The sequence below is a fragment of the Serratia sp. A07 genome (genome assembly GCF_058725505.1).
Genome location: NZ_JBZXDO010000002.1, coordinates 22893 through 46088, shown reverse-complemented (window position 1 = coordinate 46088; position 23196 = coordinate 22893). Strand labels below are relative to the sequence as shown.

Below are 23196 nucleotides of genomic sequence, written 5' to 3'. Positions count from 1 at the left end.
GCGATGTTTCATCGTCTGTTGACGCTCATCATCAAGGAAATGCAGGCGCTGCTGCGCGATCCGCAAACCCGCGCCATTTTAATCATGCCGGTGATCCTGCAGGTGCTGCTGTTCCCGTTCGCCGCGACGCTGGAAGTCACCAACGCCACCATCGCGGTCTACAGCGAGGACAGCGGCCAGGCCTCGGTGGAGCTGACCCAGCGCTTCGCCAAGGCCAAGGCCTTTCAACACGTGCTGCTGCTGCGCAGCCCGCAGGAAATAAAGACCACCATCGACAACCAGCGGGCGCTGCTGCTGATCCGCTTCCCGGCGCAGTTCTCGCGCGATATCGCCACCGGCAACACCGCGCCGCTGCAGCTGCTGCTCGATGGGCGCAACTCCAACAGCGCGCAGATCGCCGCCAACTACGTGCAGCAGATCGTGCAGGAATATCAGAACGAGCTGCTCGGCAACCGCGCCAAACCCAACAACAGCGAGCTGGTGGTGCGCAATTGGTATAACCCGAATCTGGACTATAAATGGTTCGTGGTGCCGTCGCTGATCGCCATGATCACCACCATTGGCGTGCTGATCGTCACCTCGCTGTCGGTGGCGCGCGAACGCGAACAGGGCACGCTGGAACAGCTGCTGGTCTCGCCGCTCACCACCTGGCAGATCTTTATCGGCAAGGCGGTGCCGGCGCTGATCGTCGCCAGCTTCCAGGCCAGCATCGTGCTGCTGATCGGCATCTTCCTGTACCAGATCCCGTTCGCCGGATCGCTGCTGCTGTTCTATGCCACCATGCTGATCTACGGGCTGTCGCTGGTCGGTTTCGGCCTGCTGATCTCGTCGCTGTGCGCCACTCAGCAGCAGGCGTTTATCGGCGTGTTCGTGTTCATGATGCCGGCGATCCTGCTCTCGGGTTACGTCTCGCCGGTGGAGAATATGCCGGTGTGGCTGCAGGATCTTACCTGGGTCAACCCGATACGCCACTTCACCGACATCACCAAGCAGATCTACCTGAAGGACGCCAGCTTCGACATCATCTGGCACAGCCTGTGGCCGCTGCTGGTGATCACCGCCACCACCGGCAGCGCCGCCTACGCGCTGTTCCGCCGCAAAATCGCATAAAAAAAGCTCTGCATGTCACATGCAGAGCCCGGTAAGTCCTGTGGATTTCAAGCTACTGCTTGAAAGGCCACGGATTTAGCGACGGTTGCCGAAGATACGCAGCAACATCAGGAACAGGTTGATGAAGTCGAGATACAGCGTCAGCGCGCCGACGATGGCGTACTTGCGGAAGCTGTCTTTATCATCGGCGTTCAGCTGCTCGCCCATCGCCTTGAGTTTTTGCGTGTCGTACGCGGTCAGGCCGACGAACACCACCACCCCGATGTAGGTAATCGCCCACATCAGCGCGGTGCTTTTCAGCCAGATGTTCACCAGCGAGGCCAGCACGATGCCGATCAGCGCCATGAACAGCATGCTGCCGAAGCCGCTCAGATCGCGCTTGGTGGTGTAACCGTACAGGCTCATGGCGCCGAACATGCCGGCGGTGACCACGAAGGTGCTGGCGATCGAGCTGTAGGTGTAGGCGATGAAGATGCTCGACAGCGTCAGCCCGGTCAGCGCCGAGTACAGCATGAACAGCGAAGTGGCCACCGCGCCGCTCAGGCGGTTGACCATGCCGGAGATCACGAACACCAGCGCCAGTTGGGCGATGATCAGACCGAAGAAGGTGATCTGGCTGGAGAAGATGAAGTTGAGGATCGCGGGCGTGTTGGCCGCATACCAGGAAACGAACGCCGTCAGCAGCAGACCGCAGGTCATCCAGCCGTAAACCTGCGCCATGTAGGCCTGAATGCCGCTGTTGGCACGTTCGACGATTGAACCATTAGAGCGTGGATATCGGTCCATGACGGTTACCTTTTGCGTAGTAAACAAGATTCCGAAGCCCCGCGAACGGGGCTTCGCCTGCTATAAGCGTACCACAGAATATGCCGGGCGAAAGCGGCAAAGGTCTTGATTTGTTTCCGCTGTTGACGCGTTATTTAGCCGCGTCGTGCCAGCGCTGCGCGGCCTCGCGATCGCTGTCGCGGGCATCGACCCAACGATCGCCCTGGCCGGTGGCTTCGCGCTTCCAGAACGGCGCGCGGGTCTTCAGGTAGTCCATGATGAACTCGCTGGCGGCGAACGCCATGCTGCGGTGCGCGCCGGTCACGCCGACGAACACGATCTCGTCGCCGGGATACAGCGCGCCGACGCGGTGGATCACCGTCACCCGCTGCAGCGGCCAACGGCTGCGCGCCTCGGCCACGATCTCCGCCAGCGCCTTCTCGGTCATGCCGGGGTAGTGTTCCAGCGTCAGCGCGCTGACGTCGTCACCCAGATTATGGTTGCGCACCTTGCCGGTGAAGGTCACCACCGCGCCATCGGCGTCGCACTGCGCCAGCCACTGGTACTCGTCGCCGACGTTGAACGGCGCCTCGCCCACGCGAATGCGGGTATTTTCCATGCTTACCCCCCGGTGACCGGCGGGAAGAAGGCCACTTCATCGCCGGCGCGCAGCGGATGGTCCGCCGCCACCAGCGACTGATTGACCGCCGCCAACAGCTTGCCGGACTCCAGCGCCAGCGCCCAGCGATCGCCGCGCGCGCACAGCGCCTGGCGCAGCGCCTCGACGGTCGGGTAATCCGCCGGCATCGACAGGCCGCCGGTGCCCACCAGTTCGCGCACCTGCGCGAAGAAAAGAATATCGATCATACGTTCACCTTAAAATCGCCGGATTTGCCGCCGCTTTTCGCCAGCAGGCGCACCGGGCCGATCACCATGTCTTTCTGTACCGCTTTGCACATGTCATAGATGGTCAATGCCGCCACCGAGGCGGCGGTCAGCGCCTCCATCTCGACGCCGGTTTTGCCGGTCAGCCGGCAGCAGGTTTCGATGCGCACCCGGTTGTGCTGCGTTTGCGCCTCCAGCTGTACTTCGACCTTGCTCAGCATCAGCGGGTGGCACAGCGGGATCAGCTCCCAGGTGCGTTTGGCCGCCTGAATGCCGGCGATGCGCGCCGTGGCGAACACGTCGCCCTTGTGATGGCTGCCGTCGACGATCATCGCCAGCGTGGCGGGCAGCATCTCGACGAAGGCTTCGGCGCGCGCCTCGCGCACCGTTTCGGCCTTGGCGGAAACGTCAACCATATGGGCTTCGCCGGCGGCGTTAATGTGGGTTAGCTGTGTCATGACTCAGGGCTTCTTCAAATGGGGCTGGAAGTTGCACGGGCGATGGCGCGCGTCCAACTGCTCTTCGATAATCCGCTCCCAGGCGGTGCGGCAGGCGCGGGTAGAGCCCGGCATGGCGAAGATCACCGTGCGGTTGGCCAGGCCGGCCAGCGCGCGCGACTGGATCGTCGCGGTGCCGATCTCTTCGTACGACACCATGCGGAACAGTTCGCCGAACCCTTCCACCTCTCTGTCGAACAGCGGCAGCAGCGCTTCCGGCGTGTTGTCGCGGGCGGTAAAACCGGTGCCGCCGGTGATCAGCACCGCCTGCACGTTGTCATCAGCGATCCAGGCGGAAACCCGCGCGCGGATCTGGTAAATGTCATCTTTGACGATGGCGCGATCCACCACCTGATGGCCGGCTTCCTGCGCCGCTTCCTGCAGATATTGGCCGGAGGTGTCTTCCGCCGCGCCGCGGCTGTCGGACACGGTCAGGATGGCGATATGCGCCGGAATAAACTCGCTGCTCGCATGGCTCATGGTTCAATAGGCTCCTATTGGCTGTCAGCCGCCGATAAACGACAGGTTCTGGGTGATCCCGCTGTTGCCCTGATGCAGGAAATGGGTCTGCTTCTTGCTCAGCAGCCCGCTCTGGATGCGCGCCTTCAGCGCGTCGAGCTGGCCGTCGTCCGCCAGCAGATCGCGCAGGGGCACCCCCTGCTCGCCGAACAGGCACAGGTGCAGATTGCCGATGGAAGAAACGCGCAGCCGGTTGCAGCTGGCGCAGAAGTCTTTCTCATAAGGCATGATAAGACCCACCTCACCCTGGTAGTCCGGGTGGCTGAACACCTGCGCCGGGCCGTCGCTGCGGCCGCGCGCCTGGCGCTGCCAGCCCTGCTGCTCCAGCTGCCGGCGAATCACTTCGCCGGAAACGTGGTGTTTGCGAAACAGCTCGCCGCCCTCGCCGGTTTCCATCAGTTCGATAAAACGCAGCTGGATAGGCCGGTCTTTGATCCAGGCGAGAAAGGCGCCGAGCTGCTGGTGGTTAACGTCGCGCATCAGCACCGCGTTGACCTTAACCTTGCTGAAACCGGCGCTGAAGGCGGCGTCGATGCCGTCCATCACCTGGCGGAACTTGTCCTGACCGGTGATGGCGTGAAACTGGCGGGGATCCAGGCTGTCGACGCTGACGTTAATCGCCGTCAGACCGGCGTCACGCCAGGCGGCGACGTCGCGCGCCAGACGGTAGCCGTTGGTGGTGACCGCCAGGGTACGGATGGCCGGGTTTTCCCGCACGGCGGCGATGATCTCGGTAAAATCGCGGCGCAGCGAAGGCTCGCCGCCGGTCAGGCGCACCTTTTCGGTGCCCAGTTCGGCGAACGCGCGGCTGACGCGGCGGATTTCATCCAGCGACAGGAAGCTTTTCGGGCTGCCGCTCGGCTTGTAGCCGTCGGGCAGACAATAGGTGCAACGAAAGTTGCACACGTCGGTGATCGACAAGCGCAGGTAATAGAACTTGCGCTCATAAGCATCAATGAGTTGCGGCACCATAACACCTTTCCAAAGTCGGGAGATGCGAGCGTTTCCCCTCTGCACCCTGGTGGCTGACTTCGCCACGGCCCAGGCGCCATATCGTTCCGGATGAACAACGTAGGCGCAGGGGCTAGGAGTTTGATTTCTCTTCCAGCTACCTTGAGTAGCCGGAACGAAACCGTGGTTTTCAGCAGAATTCTAGCGCTAATCGGCAACGATAGCCAACGCGCAAATTCGCTATATAATTGTCTATACAGCGTTTTTAGACGCCGCGTATTCTGGTAAACCATGATAAACATCACTTGCGCGGACGAATTGACCGGAATCACGCAAATGACACTCTTATCGCGTTTTTATGCCGGATCCGCTACCTTATGCGGGCAGTTCAGCCCCTTTGTAAGGAAATTTATGCGCAATCGTACCCTGGCCGATCTCGACCGCGTGGTGGCGTTAGGCGGCGGACACGGTCTGGGCCGTGTGATGTCGGCCCTGTCGTCCTTAGGCTCCCGCCTGACCGGCATCGTCACCACCACCGACAACGGCGGTTCCACCGGCCGCATCCGCCGCTCGGAAGGCGGCATTGCCTGGGGCGATACCCGTAACTGTCTCAACCAGCTGATCACCGAACCGAGCGTCGCCTCGGCGATGTTCGAATACCGCTTCAGCGGCAACGGTGAGCTGGCCGGCCACAACCTCGGCAACCTGATGCTGAAAGCGCTGGATCACCTGAGCGTGCGCCCGCTGGAAGCGATCAACCTGGTACGCAGCCTGCTGAAGGTGGACGCAGCGCTGATCCCGATGTCGGAGCAGCCGGTGGATTTGATGGCGCACGATCACGAAGGCAACCATGTTTACGGTGAAGTGAATGTCGACCAGCTGACCCATATGCCGCAGGAGCTGATGCTGTCACCGCCGGTCAACGCCACGCGCGAAGCGCTGGACGCCATCGCGCAGGCCGACGTGATCCTGATCGGGCCGGGCAGTTTCCTCACCAGCCTGATGCCGCTGCTGCTGCTGGACGATCTCACCCAGGCACTGCGTCGCAGCAGCGCCAGCATGATCTATATCGGCAACCTCGGCCGCGAGCTGAGCGTGGCCGCCGCGGCGCTGTCGCTACAGGATAAGCTGACGCTGATGGAAGAGAAGATTGGCCGCCGGATGATCGATGCGCTGATCGTCGGCCCGGCGGTGGACGCCAGTGAAGTGCAGGATCGGGTGGTGATTCAACAGCCGCTGGAAGCGAGCGACATCCCCTACCGCCACGATCGCCAGCTGCTGCGTCAGGCGCTGGATCGGGCGCTGGTGGCGCTGGCCGATCGCCGCTGATCGAATTTAACCGTCTCGCCCACGCAGCCAGGGATTATCGCTGGCTGGGGCGGGATGGCTGACCATATCGATATACAGGTCTTCCACCTCTTTGCGCGCCCAGGGCGTGCGACGCAAAAACTTCAGGCTGGACTTGATGCTCGGATCGCTGCGGAAGCAGTTGATGCGAATGCGCGCACCCAGCTCGGACCAACCGTAGTGATCCACCAGTTTAGTCAGCAGTTGCTCCAGCGTCACGCCGTGCAGCGGGTCTTTGGACTGGTGTTGGCTCATGTTCGGTACTCTTCGTGGTCAAATCGGGCCGCACACCATAACAGCTTTGGCGCGGCCGACAAGGAATTTTGACGCCCGCGGCGCGGGCGCCATCTAACGGTCAGGAAATCGCGATGAACTGCTCGCGCAGCTGGTGGATCTCGTCGCGCAGCGCAGCGGCCTGTTCGAACTCCAGGTTTTGCGCGTGGGTGTACATCTGCGCCTCCAGATCGCGGATTTTCTGATCCAGCGCTTTCGGCGTGAGGTTCTGAAGCGAAGCACCGCCGTCCAGCGCCTTGCCCTTGCCTTTGTTCTTGGCGCGGTTGACCGGCTGGCCGATCTGCAGAATATCGCCGACCTTCTTGTTCAGCCCCTGCGGCACGATGCCGTTGGCTTCGTTGTAGGCCTGCTGCTTGGCGCGGCGCCGCTCGGTTTCACCGATCGCCTTGGCCATCGAATCGGTGATGCGATCGCCATACAGGATCGCCTTGCCGTTCAGGTTACGCGCCGCGCGGCCGATGGTCTGGATCAGCGAACGCTCGGAACGCAGGAAGCCTTCCTTGTCGGCGTCCAGAATCGCCACCAGCGACACCTCAGGCATGTCGAGCCCCTCACGCAACAGGTTGATGCCCACCAGCACGTCGAACTCGCCCAGACGCAGGTCACGGATGATTTCGACCCGTTCCACGGTATCGATGTCCGAGTGCAGGTAGCGCACGCGCTCGCCATGCTCTTCCAGGTATTCGGTCAGGTCTTCCGCCATGCGTTTGGTCAGGGTGGTCACCAGCACGCGCTCGTTGATCGCCGCGCGCTTGCGGATCTCGGAGAGCAGATCGTCCACCTGGGTGGCGACCGGCCGCACCTCCACGATCGGATCCAGCAGCCCGGTCGGCCGCACCACCTGATCGATCAGATCGCCCCCGGATTTCTCCAGCTCATATTTGCCCGGCGTCGCGGAGACATAGATGGTCTGCGGCGCCAGCGCCTCGAACTCCTCGAAGCGCAAGGGGCGGTTGTCCAGCGCCGACGGCAGGCGGAAGCCGTACTCCACCAGCGTTTCTTTACGCGCGCGGTCGCCCTTGAACATCGCGCCGATCTGCGGAATGGTGACGTGGGATTCGTCGACCACCAGCAGGCCGTCCGCCGGCAGGTAGTCGAACAGCGTCGGCGGCGGCTCGCCCTCGGCGCGCCCGGACAGGTAGCGCGAGTAGTTTTCGATACCCGAGCAGTAACCCAGCTCGTTCATCATTTCCAGATCGAACTGGGTGCGCTGCGTCAGGCGCTGCTCTTCCAGCAGCTTGTTGTTGGCCAGCAGCACCTTGCGGCGGTCCGCCAGATCGACCTTGATCTCTTCCATCGCCTGCATGATCCGCTCACGCGGCGTCACGTAGTGCGATTTCGGGTAGATGGTAAAACGCGGCACCACCTGCTCGATCTGCCCGGTCAGCGGATCGAACAGCGACAGCCGTTCCACTTCATCGTCGAACAGCTCGACGCGCAGCGCCAGCTCGTCCGACTCCGCCGGGTAAATGTCAATCACCTCGCCGCGCACGCGGAAGGTAGCGCGCTGGAAGGCCTGATCGTTGCGGGAGTACTGCAGCTCCGCCAGCCGGCGCAAAATGGATCGTTGATCGATGATCATGCCCTGGGTCAGGTGCAGCATCATCTTCAGGTAAAGATCCGGATCGCCCAGGCCGTAGATCGCCGACACCGACGCCACCACCACCACGTCGCGCCGCTCCAGCAGCGCCTTGGTGGCGGAAAGACGCATCTGCTCGATGTGCTCGTTCACCGAAGCGTCTTTTTCAATGAAGGTGTCGGAGCTGGGCACATAGGCTTCCGGCTGGTAGTAGTCGTAGTAGGAGACGAAGTATTCCACCGCATTCTCCGGGAAAAACTCTTTCATCTCGCCGTACAGCTGCGCCGCCAGCGTCTTGTTCGGCGCCAGCACCATGGTCGGCCGATTCAGATCGGCTATCACGTTGGCGATGGTGAATGTCTTGCCCGAACCGGTGACCCCCAGCAGCGTCTGGTGCGCCAGGCCGTCTTCCAGCCCCTCTTCCAGTTTGCGGATGGCTTCCGGCTGATCGCCGGCCGGTTTGAACTCTGAATGCAGTTTGAAAAGTTTACTCATTGCTCGGCTACCCTGTGGAGATGCGCGCGCTCAGGCGGCCAGCCGGCTCTGCGCCGGGCATGGCCCCTAATTATGGAAAGTGTCGGCGATTTGCGCCAGTGCCCATGATACTGGATATAAAACCAGCTTCAAGCGGATTCGTCGCTGGGATCGACGCCGCAGCAACGCCGCTGCACCGTGGCGTTACAGCCCGGTGACATTTTTATTGTCAATAACAGATTTATCCCCAGAACTTGCCGCGAATTAACTTATTGATAGCACCGCGTCGAAAAATCATACATAGAGGCCTGATCAATACCCCTGCGTCTTGATTTTAATTAAATTATTGATATTTAATAATATTAATAAAAAGACGAGAATGCGGACAAAGCGAACAGAACCCGCGTCGGCTCTCGCTTTACAGCGTTTTTCTAAATCTAATACACAAGGTTATCCACAGGAATAGTGGATAACTCTCACCGCCCCGCCCGGGGCGGGAGTTACAGAAAGAAAGCTTTTCGCCCTTTACACTCGCCAAAATGCCTTTTTTAGTTATTTTTTCATAAAAATATCGCTTTGTTTATGCCGATTAATACTAAAAATCCCCATTGCCAAAATCGCATTGGCCCCTTTCACGCGGATCGCTCTTGACGGCAGCGCAACGCCTTGCACCATGCCCTGACCAAAGAGCACCACAAGAGTGCAAAAAACGTCCGGGTTAACTTCCCCGCGTATTTTCGGGCCGCCACGGCAGCGCCTGTCAGGCCTGACGCGTGGTTAACAAGGCGATAACAATCCCCGTTTTCACCCGGCGGCAAAACTGGCCTGAGAGTTGCTTTATCTTCCTGCGTATAAACGCGGTGCGACAGCATGATGCGCTGCCTTCCGCGACGCGTAATCTCCGCGGCGCTATCGCCCGTAAAAGCGCAAGAACGACACCAAGTCGTCACAAGCGTCGTTTTTAACGACATATTGACTGTCATTCCGTCTACCGCAGACCTTGCTCTGGCTCATTAGACGGACGGCATTTTGTTCCAGACATTGCCACACTCGGGAAATTCGCCGCGCATGCGGCCTTTGCAGTCCCCGCCAACGAGTGAAACGGGCGTCTATGAGGAGAATGCCAAATGCTGAGCCTGAGATCGGTCAATCAATTTTACGGGCAGAACCACACCCTGTGGGACATCAACCTAGAGCTGCCGCGCGGCCAGTGCACCGTGCTGCTCGGCCGCAACGGCGTGGGCAAGACCACGCTGGTCAACTGCATTATGGGGCATGTGCCGGTGGTGAGCGGCAGCATGACCTGGCAGCCGGCGGATCAGCCGCCGCAAAACCTGTTGCTACAGCCGATGGAGCGCCGCGCCGCGCTGGGCATCAGCCACGTGCCCCAGGGGCGGCAGCTTTTTTCGCAGCTGAGCGTGGAGGAAAATCTGCAGGTGGCGCAAATGGCCGGGCGCGGCGCCCCTCGCCGCATTCCGCCGCTGATCTACAGCCTGTTTCCCCATTTGCGCCAGATGCGCGCGCGCCGCGCCGGCGATCTTTGCGTGGGCGCCCAACGCCAGCTGGCGATTGGTCGGGCGCTGGCCCAGGAGCCGGCGCTGCTGATCCTCGACGAACCGACGGCGGGCGTCCCCCCCTCGATAGCTACCGACATCGGCAACGTGATCCGCAGGCTCAACCGCGAATTGGGCATGACCATTTTACTGGTGGAGCATCAGCTGCCGTTCGTGCGCCGGGTGGCGGACCGCTTCTGCCTGTTGGACAGCGGGCGCTCGGTGGCGCACGGCGCACTGGCGCAGCTGGATGAGGCGTTGATCGGCGCCGGGCTGGCGCGCCAGGAAGGAGAATGAGGGAGAAAGCCTCCCTCATGGAGGGTTTATAGCAGGCTGATATCCAGATACTGCCCCAGCGGCGCCCGCTCGGCCTGCGGCAGGTGCGGGATTTCGCCCAGCAGCGGCGCCGGCAGCATGCGGCGCAGCGTGGCCAGGTATTCCTGATGCCGTCGCCCCGGCGGCGGCACGTCGTTGGCGATCCAACCGGCCAGCGTCAGCCCCGCCTGTTGCACCGCCTGCGCCGTCAGCACCGCGTGGTTGATGCAGCCCAGTTTAATGCCCACCACCAGGATCACCGGCAGTTGCTCCTGCTGCACCCAGTCGGCGAAGGTGTACTGCGCCGACAGCGGGGTAAACCACCCGCCCGCGCCCTCGACCAGCACCCAGTCGGCGCGCTGCTCCAACCGGCGCAGGCCGTCGGACAGCTGCGCCGCCTCGATCGGCCGGCCTTCATCGTCGCTGACGATATGCGGCGAGGTCGGTTCGGCAAAAACGTAAGGGTTGACTTCGTCGTAGCGGAGCGCCACGCCGCTGTTGGCCTGCAGCGCCAGCGCGTCGCCGTTGCGCAGCCCCTCGGCGGTCATCTCGCTGCCGGAAGCCACCGGCTTATAACCGGCGCTGCGGTAGCCCGCCCGGTTGGCGGCCTGCAGCAAGGCGCTGCTGGCGACGGTTTTACCGACTTCGGTGTCGGTGCCGGTCACGAACCAACGTTTAATCACGATAAATCACTCCATAAACCAGATGATAGCTGAGTGGGAACTGCCCCTGCCGGCACGGGTAAGCCGCCTGCAGCGCGGCGAGACGGCCACGCGACATCAGGCCGCCCTCGCGCCCCTGATGCAGGTGCGTGGCCCCGATGCCCTTGAGCGAACGCATCAGCGTCATCACGTCCGGGTAGTTCAGGGTGCGCAGCTCCGTGACCAGCTCGTGCCGATAGTCAGCACAGGCGGCGCGGATCTGCGCCAGCGGCAGGAAAGCGTTCACGTGGCGCTCGCCATCCACCTGTTGCCAGGCGTCCCCCAGTTCCTGCAGCGATCCCGCCGCCAGCGTGGAAAACAGAATTACGCCGCCGGGGCGGGTCACGCGATACAGCTCCGCCAGCGCGGCGGGCAGATCGCTGCACCATTGCACCACCAGGCTGCTGAAACAGATGTCCATCGCCGCATCGGGCAGCGGCACCTGTTCGATATCGCCCAGCAGATAATGGTGCGCCGCCTGCCGTTGACGGGCGACGTCCAGCATGCCCGGCGCCAGATCGAGCGCGGTCACCTGCTTGCCGCGCTCGCGCCACAGGCGGCTGAAATAGCCGGTGCCGCAGCCGGCATCCAGCAGCCGTTCGCCCGGATGGGCACTCCCCATCCCCAGTAAGCGCTCGCCAACGTCTCGCTGCAGCGCGGCGGCGGCGTCGTAGCTGCCGGCGGCGCGGCTGAAGGCCGAAGCGACCGCCTGTTTGTTCACCGCGTCATTGGCTGACGTCATGCAATACCTCCAGCAGGCGATCGATGTCCTGCGGCTGATGCGCCGCCGTCAGGGTGATGCGCAGCCGCGCGCCGCCCGGCGGCACCGTCGGTGGGCGGATGGCGCTCACCCACAGCCCGCGCTCGCGCAGGCGGGTCGCCAGATCGAGCGCGCGTTGATTGTCCCCCACCAGCAGCGGCTGGATGGCGGTATCGGAATCCGTCAGGGTTAGCGCCAGCGGCGCCGCGCCCTGGCGGAAACGCCGAATGTTGTCCTGCAGCCGGGCGCGCAGTTCATCGCCCTCTCGAATGCAGGCCAGCGCCGCCTGCAGCGCACAGGCCTGCGCCGGCGGCATCGCGGTGCTGTAGATCAGATGGCGGGCGAACTGCAGCAGATACTCGGCGGTCGCCTCATCGCACAGCACCGCCGCGCCGCTGACGCCGAACGCCTTGCCGAAGGTCGCCACCAGCAGTTCAGGGCGCACGCCCTGCTGCCAGCAGCTGCCGCGGCCTTGCTCGCCGCGCACGCCGACGCCGTGGGCATCGTCCACCATCAGCCAGGCGCCCGCCGCGCGGGTTAAGCGATGCAGTTCCGCCAACGGTGCGCCGTCGCCGTCCATGCTGAACACCCCTTCGGTCACCGCCAGCCGCTGCCCGTCGCAGGGTTTGGCCAGCAGATCCGCCAGCGCCTGCGGCTGATTGTGCTGGAAGCGGCGCAGCTCGGCCGGCGATTGCGCCGCCGCCTCCAACAGCGAGGCGTGGCTGAGGCGATCGGCTAAAATGCGATCGCCTTTCTGCATCAACGCCGCCAGCACCGCCTGGTTGGCGGCGTAACCGGAGATGAACAGCAGCGCGCGCGGATAGCCGAGCCACGCCGCCAGTTGCTCCTCCAGCGCCTGATGCGCCGCGCTAAAGCCGGTGACGTGGCCCGACCCGCCGCTGCCGACGCCGTAACGCTGCGCGCCCTGCTGCCAGGCAGCGATCACCCGCGCATCCTGGCTCAGCCCCAGGTAGTCGTTGCCGGAGAAGTTCAGGTAGAGACGATCGCCGAGTCGGATCTGGCGGCCGTTGCCGCCCTCGGTGGTCTGTCGCCGACGGTAGGCGGCGTTCAGGCGCCGCTCTGCCAGCGCCTGCTCGATGCGTTGTTGCCAGCTCATCACGGCGCCGCGTTGTAAAACTCGGCGGTATCGGCGTTCAGCAGCTGCTTAGCCAGCACCTGCTGTTGCTGGTTGTCGCCGTGTTCGGTGGCGGTCTGCTGCGGGTTCAGCCCCAGCTTGCGGAACAGCTGTAGATCCTTGTCTTCTTCCGGGTTCGGCGTGGTCAGCAGCTTGCAGCCATAGAAGATCGAGTTGGCGCCGGCCATAAAGCACATCGCCTGCGTCTGTTCGTTCATCTGTTCACGGCCGGCGGAGAGGCGGACATAAGAAGACGGCATCATGATGCGCGCCACCGCGATGGTCCGGATAAAGTCGAACGGATCGACGTCATCATTATCCGCCAGCGGCGTGCCTTTTACCTTCACCAACATGTTGATCGGCACACTCTCCGGCGGCTTCGGCAGGTTGGCCAGCTGCACCAGCAGCCCGGCGCGGTCGCGCACCGTTTCACCCAGCCCGACGATGCCGCCGGAGCATACTTTGATGCCGGCGTCGCGCACTTTGTCGAGCGTATCCAGGCGTTCCTGGTAGCTGCGGGTGGTGATGATGCTGCCGTAAAACTCCGGCGAGGTATCGAGGTTATGGTTGTAATAATCCAACCCGGCTTCCGCCAGCCGCTCGGCCTGAGTGCCGTCAAGCGTGCCCAGCGTCATGCAGGTTTCCATGCCCATCGCTTTCACGCCCTGCACCATCTGCTGCAGATAAGGCATATCGCGCTCGTGCGGGTTCTTCCACGCCGCGCCCATGCAAAAACGGGTCGAGCCGTTTGCCTTGGCCTTGCGCGCCGATTCCAGTACCTGTTCGACCTGCATCAACCGCTCCGACTCCAGGCCGGTCTTGTAGCGCGAGCTTTGCGGGCAGTATTTGCAGTCTTCCGGGCAAGCGCCGGTCTTGATCGACAGCAGCGTGCTGACCTGCACCTGACGCGGGTCAAAGTGCTGGCGGTGTACGGTTTGCGCTTCGAACAGCAGTTCAAGCAGAGGTTTATCAAACAGGGCCTGGGCTTGCCCTACTGTCCAGTGAATGCGATCGGCCATCATGGCGTCTCCAAAACGAAAAAGTGTCGCCAGTTTAAATATTGTGGATATACTGTCAACCAATCTTAATTCAATTTGGTTTACAAGTATGTCTGTGACCGCTTCCGACCTGGCGTTTGACCAACGTCATATCTGGCACCCCTACACCTCCATGAGCCGCCCGTTACCCTGTTACCCGATCGAGTCGGCCAGCGGCGTCGAGCTGCAGCTGGCGGACGGCCGGCGTCTGGTGGACGGTATGTCCTCCTGGTGGGCGGCGATCCACGGTTACAACCATCCGCACCTGAATCAGGCCGCCAGCCGGCAGCTGGAGAAGATGTCGCACGTGATGTTCGGCGGTATTACCCATCCGGCCGCCATCTCGCTGTGCCGCCGGTTAGTGGCGATGACGCCGGAAGCGCTGCAGTGCGTGTTCCTGGCGGATTCCGGTTCGGTGGCGGTGGAAGTGTCGCTGAAGATGGCGCTGCAGTACTGGCAGGCGCGCGGTGAGCGGCGGCAGCGCATCCTGACGCTGCGCCACGGCTATCACGGCGATACCTTCGGCGCGATGTCGGTCTGCGATCCGGACAACTCGATGCACAGCCTCTATCAGGGCTACCTGGCGCCGCACCTGTTCGCCACCGCGCCGCAGTGCCGCTTCGATGAGGAATGGCGCGAAGAGGACATCGCGCCGTTCGCCGCGTTGCTGGAGCAGCACGCCGGTGAAGTGGCGGCGGTAATCCTGGAACCGGTGGTGCAAGGCGCCGGCGGCATGCGTATCTACCACCCGACCTACCTCAAGCGGGTGCGCGAGCTGTGCGATCGCCATCAGGTGCTGCTGATCGCCGACGAGATCGCCACCGGCTTCGGCCGCACCGGCAAGCTGTTCGCCTGCGAGCACGCACAGGTGGTGCCGGACATTCTCTGCCTGGGCAAGGCGCTGACCGGCGGCTACATGACGCTGTCCGCCACCCTGACCACCCGCCACGTGGCGGAGACCATCAGCAACGGCGCGGCCGGCTGCTTTATGCACGGCCCAACCTTTATGGGCAACCCGCTGGCCTGCGCGGTGGCGGACGCCAGCCTGGCGCTGCTGTCGGAAAATCGCTGGCAGGTGCAGGTGAGCGCCATCGAAGCCCAGCTGAAACAGGAACTGCTGCCGCTCACGGCGCTGCCGAAGGTGGCGGACGTGCGGGTGCTGGGCGCGATTGGGGTGGTGGAGATGCGTGAACCGGTGGACGTCGCCGAGCTGCAGCGCGGATTCGTCGAACGCGGGGTGTGGATCCGGCCGTTCGGCAAGCTGATTTACCTGATGCCGCCTTACATCATCGAAGCGGAACAGCTCAGCCGCCTGACCGCCGCCGTCGCCGCCGCCGCGCGTTAATGCCTTACCAATGCTGGTCCAGATAGCGGGCCAGCAATCCCAGACACAGCAGCCAAAGTAAAATGATCATCGCTGCCGCCATGCGGCCGGTGGGGTTATCGACGCGCTTTTGCGCCTTCTCGCGCAGCTCGGCCATCAGCGGCTTGGGGATCAGGCGCACCGCCAGCATAATGCCCAACGGCACGATGATGACGTCATCCAGATAGCCCAGCACCGGAATGAAGTCCGGGATCAGATCGATCGGCGAGATCGCATAGCCGGCCACCAGCAGCGCGATCAGTTTGGCGTACCACGGGGTGCGCTTATCACGGGCGGCCAGCCACAGCGCGTAAATATCGCGCTTGATGCTTTTGGCCCAACGGCGCAGCCAGCCGAACCACGGCGTGCGTTTTTTCAGTGAGATCATGGTGGCGTTGTTTGGCTATCCGGCGGTCTGTAGGAAGGAAGATGCGGCCATGGTAACCGATCCGTGCCGCCGTTGGCGAATGGCAATCCCACTTGTATTGTCACGGCGAAACGATCTAGCTTAAGGGTCCGCGTTTACCGACAACTGGGAGTCACTATGGCTTTTCGTTTGTACAGCAACGATCTGCAGGACGGCGGCAAGCTGCCGCAGGCGCAGGTCTTCAACGGCATGGGCTACCACGGCGATAACCTGTCGCCCCACCTGGCCTGGGACGGCGTGCCGGCCGGCACCAAGAGCTTCGTAATCGCCGTTTACGATCCCGATGCCCCGACCGGCTCCGGCTGGTGGCACTGGATCGTGGCCAACATTCCCGCCGACGTACGCGAGCTGCCGCAGGGCGCGGGCTCCGGCAAAGCGCCGCTGCCCGCCGGCGCACTGCAGACCCGCACCGACTTCGGCTCGGCTGGCTACGGCGGCGCGGCGCCGCCAGAGGGCGAGAGCCACCGCTACCAGTTCACCGTGCATGCGCTGGACGTGGAGCGTATCGAAGTGGATGAGGGATCCAGCGGCGCGCTGGTGGGCTTTAACGTCCATTTCCACAGCCTCGGCAGCGCCACGCTGACGGTGACGTTCAACTGATCCCCCGCCAATAAAAAAGCGCGATTCAACCGAACCGCGCTTTTTCCATACTCGTCTGACCGCCGAATTACTTCGCCAGCACGCTCACCCACATCGGGCCTTTGCCCACCGGATAACGCGCCAGCGTGGTCAGCTCACCGCTGCGCTGATCAATCTCATGCACCGCGATGTGATCGGATTTCTGGCCGGACGAAATCACGAAGCGGCCGCTGTGATCGATATTGAAACCGCGCGGCTGCGCTTCGGTCGGGTGATAGCCGACCACGCTCAGCGTGCCGCCGTCTTCGGAAACGCTGAAGATGGTCAGAATGCTGGCGGTGCGATCGCTGGTGTACAGGAAGCGGCCGTTCGGCGTGATATGAATGTCCGCCGCCCAGCGGGTGCCGTCGAAGTCGGCCGGCATGATGTCCAGCGTCTGCGTCACGGTGTAGTGGCCGCCGTTTTCCGAGATGGCCAGCACGTCCACCGTACCGTCCAGCTCATTGACGCAGTAGGCGAACTTGTCGTTGTGGTGGAACGCCATATGACGCGGCCCGGCGCCGGCGGCGGTCGCCACCGCTTCCTGCGCGTGTGGCGTCAGCTGGCCCGCCAGGCTCAGGTTGAACAGGCGGATGCGGTCTTCTTTCAGGCAAGGCACCAGCACCAGCTGGTTGGTCGGATCGATATTCGCCGAGTGCGGCGCGGTCAGGCCGTCGATCTGCTGAATAGGCGCCGTCACCACGCCGTCGTGGCCGATCGGGCTGATGCTGGCGCAGTTGCCGCTGTAGGAGGCGGAGAACAGGTAACGCCCCTGCAAATCGGTGGAGATATGGGTCGGGCTGCCCGGCAGCGGCGCCATGCCGGCCTGCTGCAGCGTGCCGTCCGCCTCGATGCGATAGCTGACGATGCCGAACGCCGGACGTACGCCGACGTACAGGTGGGTCTTGTCCGGATGAAGGGTCATCGGCTGCACCTGGCCCGGCACATCAACGGTTTGCAGCAGCGCCAGCGCGCCGGCATCGTCCAACTGCCAAACGTGGATCTGCTGGCTCTCCGGGCTGGCGACATAAACGATTTGCTTCATGTGTTCTCCTTGCAAAGGGTAAAAGAGGAACCGGTTTCAGGCCGTTCGATTGCCCCTAGCTTACCGCACATCCGTCGCATGGCAACCCCGCTTAGCACCGGAAGCTCACGCGGTTTTCTCCGTTGGCTATCCGGTGTACCATCGGATTAATTTTATGGCTAACGATAACGAGAACCCTATGAGCTACCGCGTCATCGCCCTCGATCTTGACGGCACCCTGCTGGACAACCAAAAACGCATCTTACCGCAGTCGCTGGAAGCGCTGGCGCAGGCGCGCGCCGCCGGCATCCAGGTGGTGGTGGTCACCGGCCGCCACCACGTCGCTATCCATCCGTTCTACCAGGCGCTGCAGATAGACACCCCGGCCATCTGCTGCAACGGCACCTACCTGTATGATTTTCAGCAGAAGAAGGTGCTGGCGGCCGATCCTCTGGCGAAAGATCAGGCCAAGCAGGTGCTGCAGATGCTCAAACAGACCGACATTCACGGGCTGATGTATGTTGACGACGCCATGCTCTACCAGGAGCCGAGCGGCCACGTGACCCGCTCGCTGGCCTGGGCCGAAACCCTGCCGGTAGCGCAGCGCCCAACGCTGCTGCAGGTCGGCAGCCTGGCGCAGGCGGCCGACGACGCGCAGGCGATCTGGAAATTCGCCACCTCGCACGCCGATACCCTGGCGCTGCGCGAGTTTGCCGACACGGTGGAGAAAGAGCTGGGGCTGGCATGCGAATGGTCCTGGCGCGATCAGGTGGATATCGCCAAAGGCGGCAACAGCAAAGGCAAGCGCCTGCGCCAATGGGTGGAGTCGCAGGGGCTGAGCATGGATCAGGTGGTGGCATTCGGCGACAACTACAACGACATCAGCATGCTGGAAGCGGTCGGGTTGGGCGTGGCGATGGGCAACGCCGATGACGCGATCAAGGAACGCGCCGATCTGGTGATCGCCGATAACCTGCAGCCGGGCATCGCCGAGGTGATCCGCACCCGCGTACTGTAATCTTTTCGCCCTCCCGCCGGGAGGGCCTGTCTTAGCGGCTCTCGCGGCTGATCGACACGCTCTTCACCTGCGCGTACAGCCACTGCCCGGGGCGGATCGCCAGTTCGTCTCGCGCCCACGGCGTGATCCGCGCCCACAGCACGTGTTCCCCGACCGCCAGCTTCACTTCCACCTGCCCGTCCACGTCCAGACACTCGCTTACCTTGGCCGGCAACACGTTGCGAATGCTGCTGTTGACCGGCAGCTGCAGCACCAGCGAGACGTCGGCGGCGTTGATGCGAATGCGCAGCTGGGTGCCCAGTTCGGCGTCGATACCGCTGACCCACAGCCTTTGATCGCCGAGCGCCAGCGCGGTCATGGCATAGCGCTGATGATGCTCAATCACGCTGACGCGCAGCACGCTGCTCTGATCTTCACGCTGCAGCCACGGCCGCAGCGCGCTGCTGGCCCAGACGGCTTCCAGCCCGCCGAACGCACGCACCTCGCCGCGATCCAGCACCATCACCTGCTCGGCCAGGCGCAGGATCTCGTCCAGGCTATGGCTGACGTAGAGGATGGGGATGTTGACGTCCTGCGCCAACCGCTCCAGATACGGCAGCAGCTCGCGTTTGCGCGGCAGATCGAGCGAGGCCAGCGGCTCGTCCATCAGCAGCAGTTCCGGCGCGGTCAGCAGCGCGCGGCCGATCGCCACCCGCTGTTTTTCACCGCCGGAGAGCGTCAGCGGCAGCCGATTGAGCAACGGCCCGATGCCCAGCAGCTCGACGATAGTGTTGAACTGTGCGCGCATGCCGGCCGCCATGCCGTACTGCAGGTTGCCGCGCACCCGATAGTGCGGGAACAGCCGTGCATCCTGAAACACGTAGCCGATACGGCGCTTTTCCGGCGGCAGGCAAAGGCCCGCGGCGGTATCCACCAGCGTGCGGCCATTGAGCGCGATGCGCCCCTGCTGCAAACGGGTCAGGCCACCGATGGCGTTGATCAGGGAAGTTTTGCCCGCGCCGGACAGGCCGAAAATCGCGGTGATGCCCTGCGCCGGCAAATCGGCGCGAACGTTGAGATTAAGGTCGCCCAGCTGCTGCGAGAAATCCAGCTCCAGCATTTACACCCCCATCCGTTTGCGGCCCCAGCGGGCCAGCCATTCGGACACCATCAGCGAAGCCAGCGACAGCACGATGGCGATCACGCACAGCCGCGCGGCGGCGGCTTCCGCCCCCGGCGTTTCGATCAGCGTATACATCGCCAGCGGAATGGTGCGGGTTTCACCGGGAATGTTGGAGACGAAGGTGATGGTGGCGCCGAACTCCCCCAGCGAGCGGGCGAAGGCCAGCACCACGCCGACAATGACGCCGGGCAACGACAGCGGCAGCGTGATGGTGAAAAACACCCGCCACGGGTTGGCGCCCAGCGTGCGCGCCGCCTGCTCCAGCCGGATATCCACCGCTTCCAGCGCCAGCCGGATGGCGCGCACCATCAGCGGAAACGCCACCACCGCCGATGCCAGCGCGGCGCCGCGCCAGCTAAAGCTGAAGCTGAAGCCGAACCAGTCGTACAGCCACTCGCCGATGACGCCGCGCCGCCCCATGGCGATCAGCAGCAAATAGCCGACCACCACCGGCGGCAGCACCAGGGGCAGGTGAATGACGCCGTCCAGCAGCGCCTTGCCGGGAAAGCGGCAACGCACCAGCACCCAGGCCATCAGAATGCCGAACGGCAGGCTGCAGACCACCGCCAAACCGGAGACTTTCAGGCTCAGCTCAACCGCCTGCCACTCGTACTCACTCAGAATCATTTACGCGGGGTGAATCCATAATGTTCAAAAATAGCGGCCGCTTCCGGGCCCTTCAGATAGGTATAGAAAGCGCTGACCGTCGGATTTTGACGATCTTTCACAATCGCCATCGGATATTCAACCGGTTTGTGGCTGTCTTCCGGGAATACGCCCACCACTTTCACCTTGTCGCTGGCGACCGCGTCGGAGCCGTAGACGATGCCGAGCGGCGCTTCACCGCGCTCCACCAGCGCCATCGCGCTGCGCACGTTGTTGGCGCGCGCCAGTTTCGGCTCCAGCGCGCTCCAGGCGCCCAGGTGTTCCAGCGCCTCTTTGGCGTAGATGCCGGCCGGCACGTGATCCGGATCGCCCACCGCCAGACGGCCGCCGTTGAGCAGCTTGGTCCAGTCGGTCTGCTTGTCGATGGCGATCTTATCTTGCATATCGCTCTTGGCGGCGATCAGCACCAGTTCGTTGCCCAGCAGCGTATAGCGGGTGTCTTTCACCATCTGCTGCTTGTCGATGGCGTAATCCATCCACTGTTGATCGGCGGAGATGAACAGATCGGCCGGGGCGCCCTGCTCAATTTGGCGCGCCAGCGTCGAAGAGGACGCAAAGGAGGAAACCACCTGCACATCCTTGCCTTTTTGATACTGGGTGGCGATGTCCTGCAGCGCGTTGGTCAGCGACGCGGCGGCGAACACGGTGATCTTTTCCGCCGCCGAAGCCTGTGCCACCAGGCCCGATGCCAACACGATCCCGCCAACCCATTTGGTCCATTGCTGTTTCATTGTTTTTCTCCGCAAGTTAACGTGCATTATCACTCTTCGTTATATAAAAAATAATATAACGTTGCGCGAAAGCTTGTCATGCGGTTTATCGGCAAAGCGTGAGATAACTTGAGGAATGCCCGCCGGGCGATGCCGGCGGGTATCAGGATGGGGAACGGTCAGTGCTGGGTGCGATTTTCTTTCGAACGGCCCACTTTGGAGAAGACGTTGAACACTTCGCCAAAACCGTAGATCAGGCCGAGGATCAGCGCCATGACCACCGGCACCATGACCACGGCAAACAACAGACTTTTCAATAATTCCAACATGATAGCCTCGCTTAACTGCCCATTGAGCAGCAAATGCCTTTCACCGCATATCGGGTTATTCTAACCCAAAAAATCGGTAAAACCGGAGTTATTTTAGCCAGCGGGGCGAAATTGTGATCGGCTAAACGTGCCCTTTCCACCGGGCTCATGCCGAGGCGGGGTAATAGATCAGCGGCGGCGCATAGCCGGCGGGCGCCGCCAGCCGGGCCTCCACCCCGTACACCGCGCGAATGTTCTCCGGCGTCAGCGCCTGCCGCGGCGCACCTGCCGCACAGACCCTGCCCCGCTGCAGCAGCGCCACCCGATCGCAATAGCAGGCGGCCAGATTCAGATCGTGCAGCGTTACCACCACGCTGAGCTTCAGCCGCCGCAGCAAGGCCATAAACTGCTGCTGATGGGCGATATCCAGATGGTTGGCGGGCTCATCCAGCAGCAGCCACGGCGTTTGCTGCGCCAACGCGCGCGCCAGGTGCACCCGCTGCCGTTCGCCGCCGGACAGCCGCTGCCAATCGCGATCGGCCAGGTGGCTGATGCCCACTTGCTCCATCGCCTGCCCGGCGAGACGGCGATCTTCGGGGCCGAAACCGCGCCAGCGGCCGATATGGGCCAGGCGCCCCAGCAGCACCGCCTCCTTCACCGGCAGCGCGAAGGCGCCGGGGGCGGATTGCTCGAGAAAGGCGATGCGCCTGGCGCGCTCCCGCCCGGAAAACGCAGTAATTTCGCGCCCTTCCAGCCAAACGCGGCCCCCGGCGGCAGGCTGCAACCCGGCCAGCAGCTTGAGCAACGTAGATTTACCGCTGCCGTTGACGCCGAGCACGCCGGTGACCTCACCGGGCAAGGCGCAGAAATCCAGATTTTCCAGCACCGTGCGTTCGCCCGCTCGCCAGCTCACCGCTTCGGCGCGCAGGCCGGATCGCGCTTTTTCAATCGTCATGCATTGACCTTCCGATACAGCAACAGCAGGAATACCGGCACCCCCAGCAGCGCCGTCAGCACGCCGACCGGCAGCTCGCGCGGGGCAAACAGCGTTCTGGCCAGCGTGTCCGCCGCCACGGCGAACAGCGCGCCGCACAGCGCGCTGGCCGGCAACAGCAGCCGATGCCGCGAGCCGACCAGCCGCCGGGCGACATGCGGCACCGTCAGCCCGATAAATCCCACCGCGCCGCTGAACGCGACGATCGCCGCCGTCAGCGCGGTGGTCACCACATACAGCAGCAGCTTCAGCGGAGCCACCGCCACCCCCAACGAAGCGGCGGTCACGCCGCCGAACGCCAGCGCGTCCAGCTCACCCGCCCGCAGCCAACAAAGCAGCAGCGCCGCCGCCAGCGCCAGCCCGCACAGCCCGACCTGCGGCCAGCGCGCATCGCTGAACGATCCCAGCAGCCAGAACATCACGCCGCGCGTGGCGTTGGCGTCCGCCTGCCAGAGGGTGATCAGCGAAGTCAACGCAGAAAGCAGCTGCGTCACCGCCACCCCGGCCAGAATAAACAGCGTGGACTCCCCCTGCAGCGAACGCCCGGCCAGCAGCATCACCAACGCAAATGCTCCCAGCGCGCCGATAAACGCGCCGCCGGACACTGACAGCAGGCCGCCCCCCAGCCCCAATACCAATACCGTTACCGCCCCCACGCCGGCGCCGGAGGAGATGCCCAGCACCCAGGGATCGGCCAGCGGGTTGCGGGTCAGCGACTGCAGCACGGTGCCCGCCAACGCCAGCCCGGCGCCGGCCAGCGCCGCCAACAGCGCGCGCGGCATCCGCAGCGACCAGATGATGCGCTGATACACCTCGGCGTCGGTCGCCGCACTGCCGCTGACGCCGAATACGATGCGCCAGGCGTCGTGCCACGCGATCGGCGCAGGCCCCGACAGGGTGGCGCCCAGCAGGACCAGCGGCAACGCCGCCGCCAGCAACAGCAGCCAGCCGGCCTCACGGCCGGGCAGTAACCGCCGGATCATG

The 23196-nt window shown here is 63.3% G+C and carries 26 protein-coding genes and 1 riboswitch; of the genes, 6 read left to right on the top strand and 20 right to left on the bottom strand.

Features of this window, described 5'->3' with window-relative positions; translation table 11 throughout:
- Positions 1-3: 3 nt before the first annotated feature.
- Positions 4-1110, top strand: coding sequence for an ABC transporter permease (locus AC4PR2_RS02120; RefSeq protein ID WP_033637509.1), 1107 nt, complete (start codon positions 4-6; stop codon positions 1108-1110).
- Positions 1111-1185: 75 nt separating this feature from the next.
- Here the strand turns inward: AC4PR2_RS02120 and AC4PR2_RS02115 are convergent, their stop codons facing one another.
- The 6 genes from AC4PR2_RS02115 to moaA all read right to left on the bottom strand — a co-directional run bounded on the left by AC4PR2_RS02115 (position 1186) and on the right by moaA (position 4748).
- On the bottom strand, positions 1186-1896 hold the full coding sequence (locus AC4PR2_RS02115; protein ID WP_033637508.1) for a Bax inhibitor-1/YccA family protein: 711 nt from the start codon (positions 1894-1896) through the stop codon (positions 1186-1188).
- A 130-nt stretch (positions 1897-2026) separates the two neighbouring features.
- Complete coding sequence (moaE, locus tag AC4PR2_RS02110) at positions 2027-2494, bottom strand: molybdopterin synthase catalytic subunit MoaE (protein WP_004939764.1); 468 nt, start codon at positions 2492-2494, stop codon at positions 2027-2029.
- A gap of 2 nt (positions 2495-2496) precedes the next feature.
- Complete coding sequence (gene moaD, locus AC4PR2_RS02105) at positions 2497-2742, bottom strand: molybdopterin synthase sulfur carrier subunit (RefSeq protein WP_019453985.1); 246 nt, start codon at positions 2740-2742, stop codon at positions 2497-2499.
- A complete protein-coding gene (gene moaC, locus AC4PR2_RS02100) occupies positions 2739-3218 on the bottom strand; it encodes a cyclic pyranopterin monophosphate synthase MoaC (RefSeq protein ID WP_049201144.1) in 480 nt (159 codons plus the stop codon). Before moaC ends, moaD begins: the two co-directional genes overlap by 4 nt.
- A 3-nt stretch (positions 3219-3221) precedes the next feature.
- Complete coding sequence (gene moaB, locus AC4PR2_RS02095) at positions 3222-3737, bottom strand: molybdenum cofactor biosynthesis protein B (RefSeq protein WP_033642238.1); 516 nt, start codon at positions 3735-3737, stop codon at positions 3222-3224.
- A gap of 24 nt (positions 3738-3761) precedes the next feature.
- A complete protein-coding gene (gene moaA / locus AC4PR2_RS02090) occupies positions 3762-4748 on the bottom strand; it encodes a GTP 3',8-cyclase MoaA (RefSeq protein ID WP_004939778.1) in 987 nt (328 codons plus the stop codon).
- Positions 4735-4879, bottom strand: a riboswitch (molybdenum cofactor riboswitch). Its footprint overlaps the gene before it by 14 nt.
- A gap of 259 nt (positions 4880-5138) precedes the next feature.
- Between moaA and yvcK the strand changes: the two genes are divergently transcribed.
- Positions 5139-6056, top strand: coding sequence for a uridine diphosphate-N-acetylglucosamine-binding protein YvcK (gene yvcK / locus AC4PR2_RS02085; RefSeq protein ID WP_060420927.1), 918 nt, complete (start codon positions 5139-5141; stop codon positions 6054-6056).
- 6 nt (positions 6057-6062) lie between these two features.
- Here yvcK and AC4PR2_RS02080 read toward each other — a convergent pair whose 3' ends face one another.
- Entirely contained in the window at positions 6063-6329 is a 267-nt protein-coding gene (locus tag AC4PR2_RS02080) for a VF530 family protein (protein ID WP_049201151.1), read from the bottom strand.
- Between the two features lie 100 nt (positions 6330-6429).
- Complete coding sequence (gene uvrB / locus AC4PR2_RS02075; RefSeq protein WP_492174864.1) at positions 6430-8442, bottom strand: excinuclease ABC subunit UvrB; 2013 nt, start codon at positions 8440-8442, stop codon at positions 6430-6432.
- A 1106-nt stretch (positions 8443-9548) separates the two neighbouring features.
- On the opposite strand from uvrB, the gene AC4PR2_RS02070 reads away from it, so the two are divergent.
- On the top strand, positions 9549-10271 hold the full coding sequence (locus tag AC4PR2_RS02070; protein WP_330113359.1) for an ATP-binding cassette domain-containing protein: 723 nt from the start codon (positions 9549-9551) through the stop codon (positions 10269-10271).
- 26 nt (positions 10272-10297) lie between these two features.
- Here AC4PR2_RS02070 and bioD read toward each other — a convergent pair whose 3' ends face one another.
- Genes bioD through bioB form a run of 4 tightly spaced genes read right to left on the bottom strand, consistent with a single transcriptional unit; the run spans position 10298 to position 13904 of the window.
- Entirely contained in the window at positions 10298-10972 is a 675-nt protein-coding gene (bioD, locus tag AC4PR2_RS02065) for a dethiobiotin synthase (protein WP_492174863.1), read from the bottom strand.
- Positions 10965-11732, bottom strand: coding sequence for a malonyl-ACP O-methyltransferase BioC (gene bioC / locus AC4PR2_RS02060; RefSeq protein WP_060420921.1), 768 nt, complete (start codon positions 11730-11732; stop codon positions 10965-10967). The genes bioD and bioC overlap by 8 nt, the downstream gene beginning before the upstream one ends.
- A complete protein-coding gene (gene bioF / locus AC4PR2_RS02055; RefSeq protein ID WP_033647125.1) occupies positions 11716-12867 on the bottom strand; it encodes an 8-amino-7-oxononanoate synthase in 1152 nt (383 codons plus the stop codon). The genes bioC and bioF overlap by 17 nt, the downstream gene beginning before the upstream one ends.
- On the bottom strand, positions 12867-13904 hold the full coding sequence (bioB, locus tag AC4PR2_RS02050; RefSeq protein ID WP_031299723.1) for a biotin synthase BioB: 1038 nt from the start codon (positions 13902-13904) through the stop codon (positions 12867-12869). Before bioB ends, bioF begins: the two co-directional genes overlap by 1 nt.
- Positions 13905-13992: 88 nt before the next feature.
- On the opposite strand from bioB, the gene bioA reads away from it, so the two are divergent.
- Positions 13993-15267 carry an adenosylmethionine--8-amino-7-oxononanoate transaminase gene (bioA, locus tag AC4PR2_RS02045; protein ID WP_330113357.1) on the top strand — a complete coding sequence of 425 codons (1275 nt, stop codon included), beginning with the start codon at positions 13993-13995 and terminating at the stop codon, positions 15265-15267.
- Positions 15268-15271: 4 nt separating this feature from the next.
- Here the strand turns inward: bioA and AC4PR2_RS02040 are convergent, their stop codons facing one another.
- A complete protein-coding gene (locus tag AC4PR2_RS02040) occupies positions 15272-15673 on the bottom strand; it encodes a YkvA family protein (RefSeq protein ID WP_038870940.1) in 402 nt (133 codons plus the stop codon).
- 156 nt (positions 15674-15829) lie between these two features.
- Here AC4PR2_RS02040 and AC4PR2_RS02035 point away from each other — a divergent pair, with 156 nt between their 5' ends.
- On the top strand, positions 15830-16312 hold the full coding sequence (locus AC4PR2_RS02035; protein ID WP_060420913.1) for a kinase inhibitor: 483 nt from the start codon (positions 15830-15832) through the stop codon (positions 16310-16312).
- Between the two features lie 67 nt (positions 16313-16379).
- On the opposite strand, the gene pgl is transcribed toward AC4PR2_RS02035, so the two are convergent.
- Entirely contained in the window at positions 16380-17375 is a 996-nt protein-coding gene (pgl, locus tag AC4PR2_RS02030) for a 6-phosphogluconolactonase (protein WP_060423698.1), read from the bottom strand.
- 178 nt (positions 17376-17553) lie between these two features.
- Here pgl and AC4PR2_RS02025 point away from each other — a divergent pair, with 178 nt between their 5' ends.
- Positions 17554-18372, top strand: coding sequence for a pyridoxal phosphatase (locus AC4PR2_RS02025; RefSeq protein ID WP_492174902.1), 819 nt, complete (start codon positions 17554-17556; stop codon positions 18370-18372).
- A 31-nt stretch (positions 18373-18403) separates the two neighbouring features.
- Here AC4PR2_RS02025 and modC read toward each other — a convergent pair whose 3' ends face one another.
- From modC to AC4PR2_RS01995, 6 genes are all read right to left on the bottom strand, one after another.
- The gene (gene modC, locus AC4PR2_RS02020) at positions 18404-19471 is read right to left on the bottom strand and encodes a molybdenum ABC transporter ATP-binding protein ModC (RefSeq protein ID WP_443014422.1); all 1068 of its coding nucleotides are present in this window, start codon (positions 19469-19471) and stop codon (positions 18404-18406) included.
- Positions 19472-20161 (bottom strand): molybdate ABC transporter permease subunit, encoded by a 690-nt coding sequence (gene modB, locus AC4PR2_RS02015; protein WP_116286915.1) that lies wholly within the window; start codon positions 20159-20161, stop codon positions 19472-19474.
- Entirely contained in the window at positions 20158-20931 is a 774-nt protein-coding gene (gene modA / locus AC4PR2_RS02010; RefSeq protein WP_443014421.1) for a molybdate ABC transporter substrate-binding protein, read from the bottom strand. The genes modB and modA overlap by 4 nt, the downstream gene beginning before the upstream one ends.
- Positions 20932-21089: 158 nt before the next feature.
- The gene (locus tag AC4PR2_RS02005) at positions 21090-21239 is read right to left on the bottom strand and encodes an AcrZ family multidrug efflux pump-associated protein (protein ID WP_004939813.1); all 150 of its coding nucleotides are present in this window, start codon (positions 21237-21239) and stop codon (positions 21090-21092) included.
- Positions 21240-21384: 145 nt separating this feature from the next.
- Positions 21385-22173, bottom strand: coding sequence for an ABC transporter ATP-binding protein (locus tag AC4PR2_RS02000; protein WP_443014420.1), 789 nt, complete (start codon positions 22171-22173; stop codon positions 21385-21387).
- Complete coding sequence (locus tag AC4PR2_RS01995) at positions 22170-23195, bottom strand: FecCD family ABC transporter permease (RefSeq protein ID WP_060451378.1); 1026 nt, start codon at positions 23193-23195, stop codon at positions 22170-22172. The genes AC4PR2_RS02000 and AC4PR2_RS01995 overlap by 4 nt, the downstream gene beginning before the upstream one ends.
- Position 23196 lies beyond the last annotated feature (1 nt).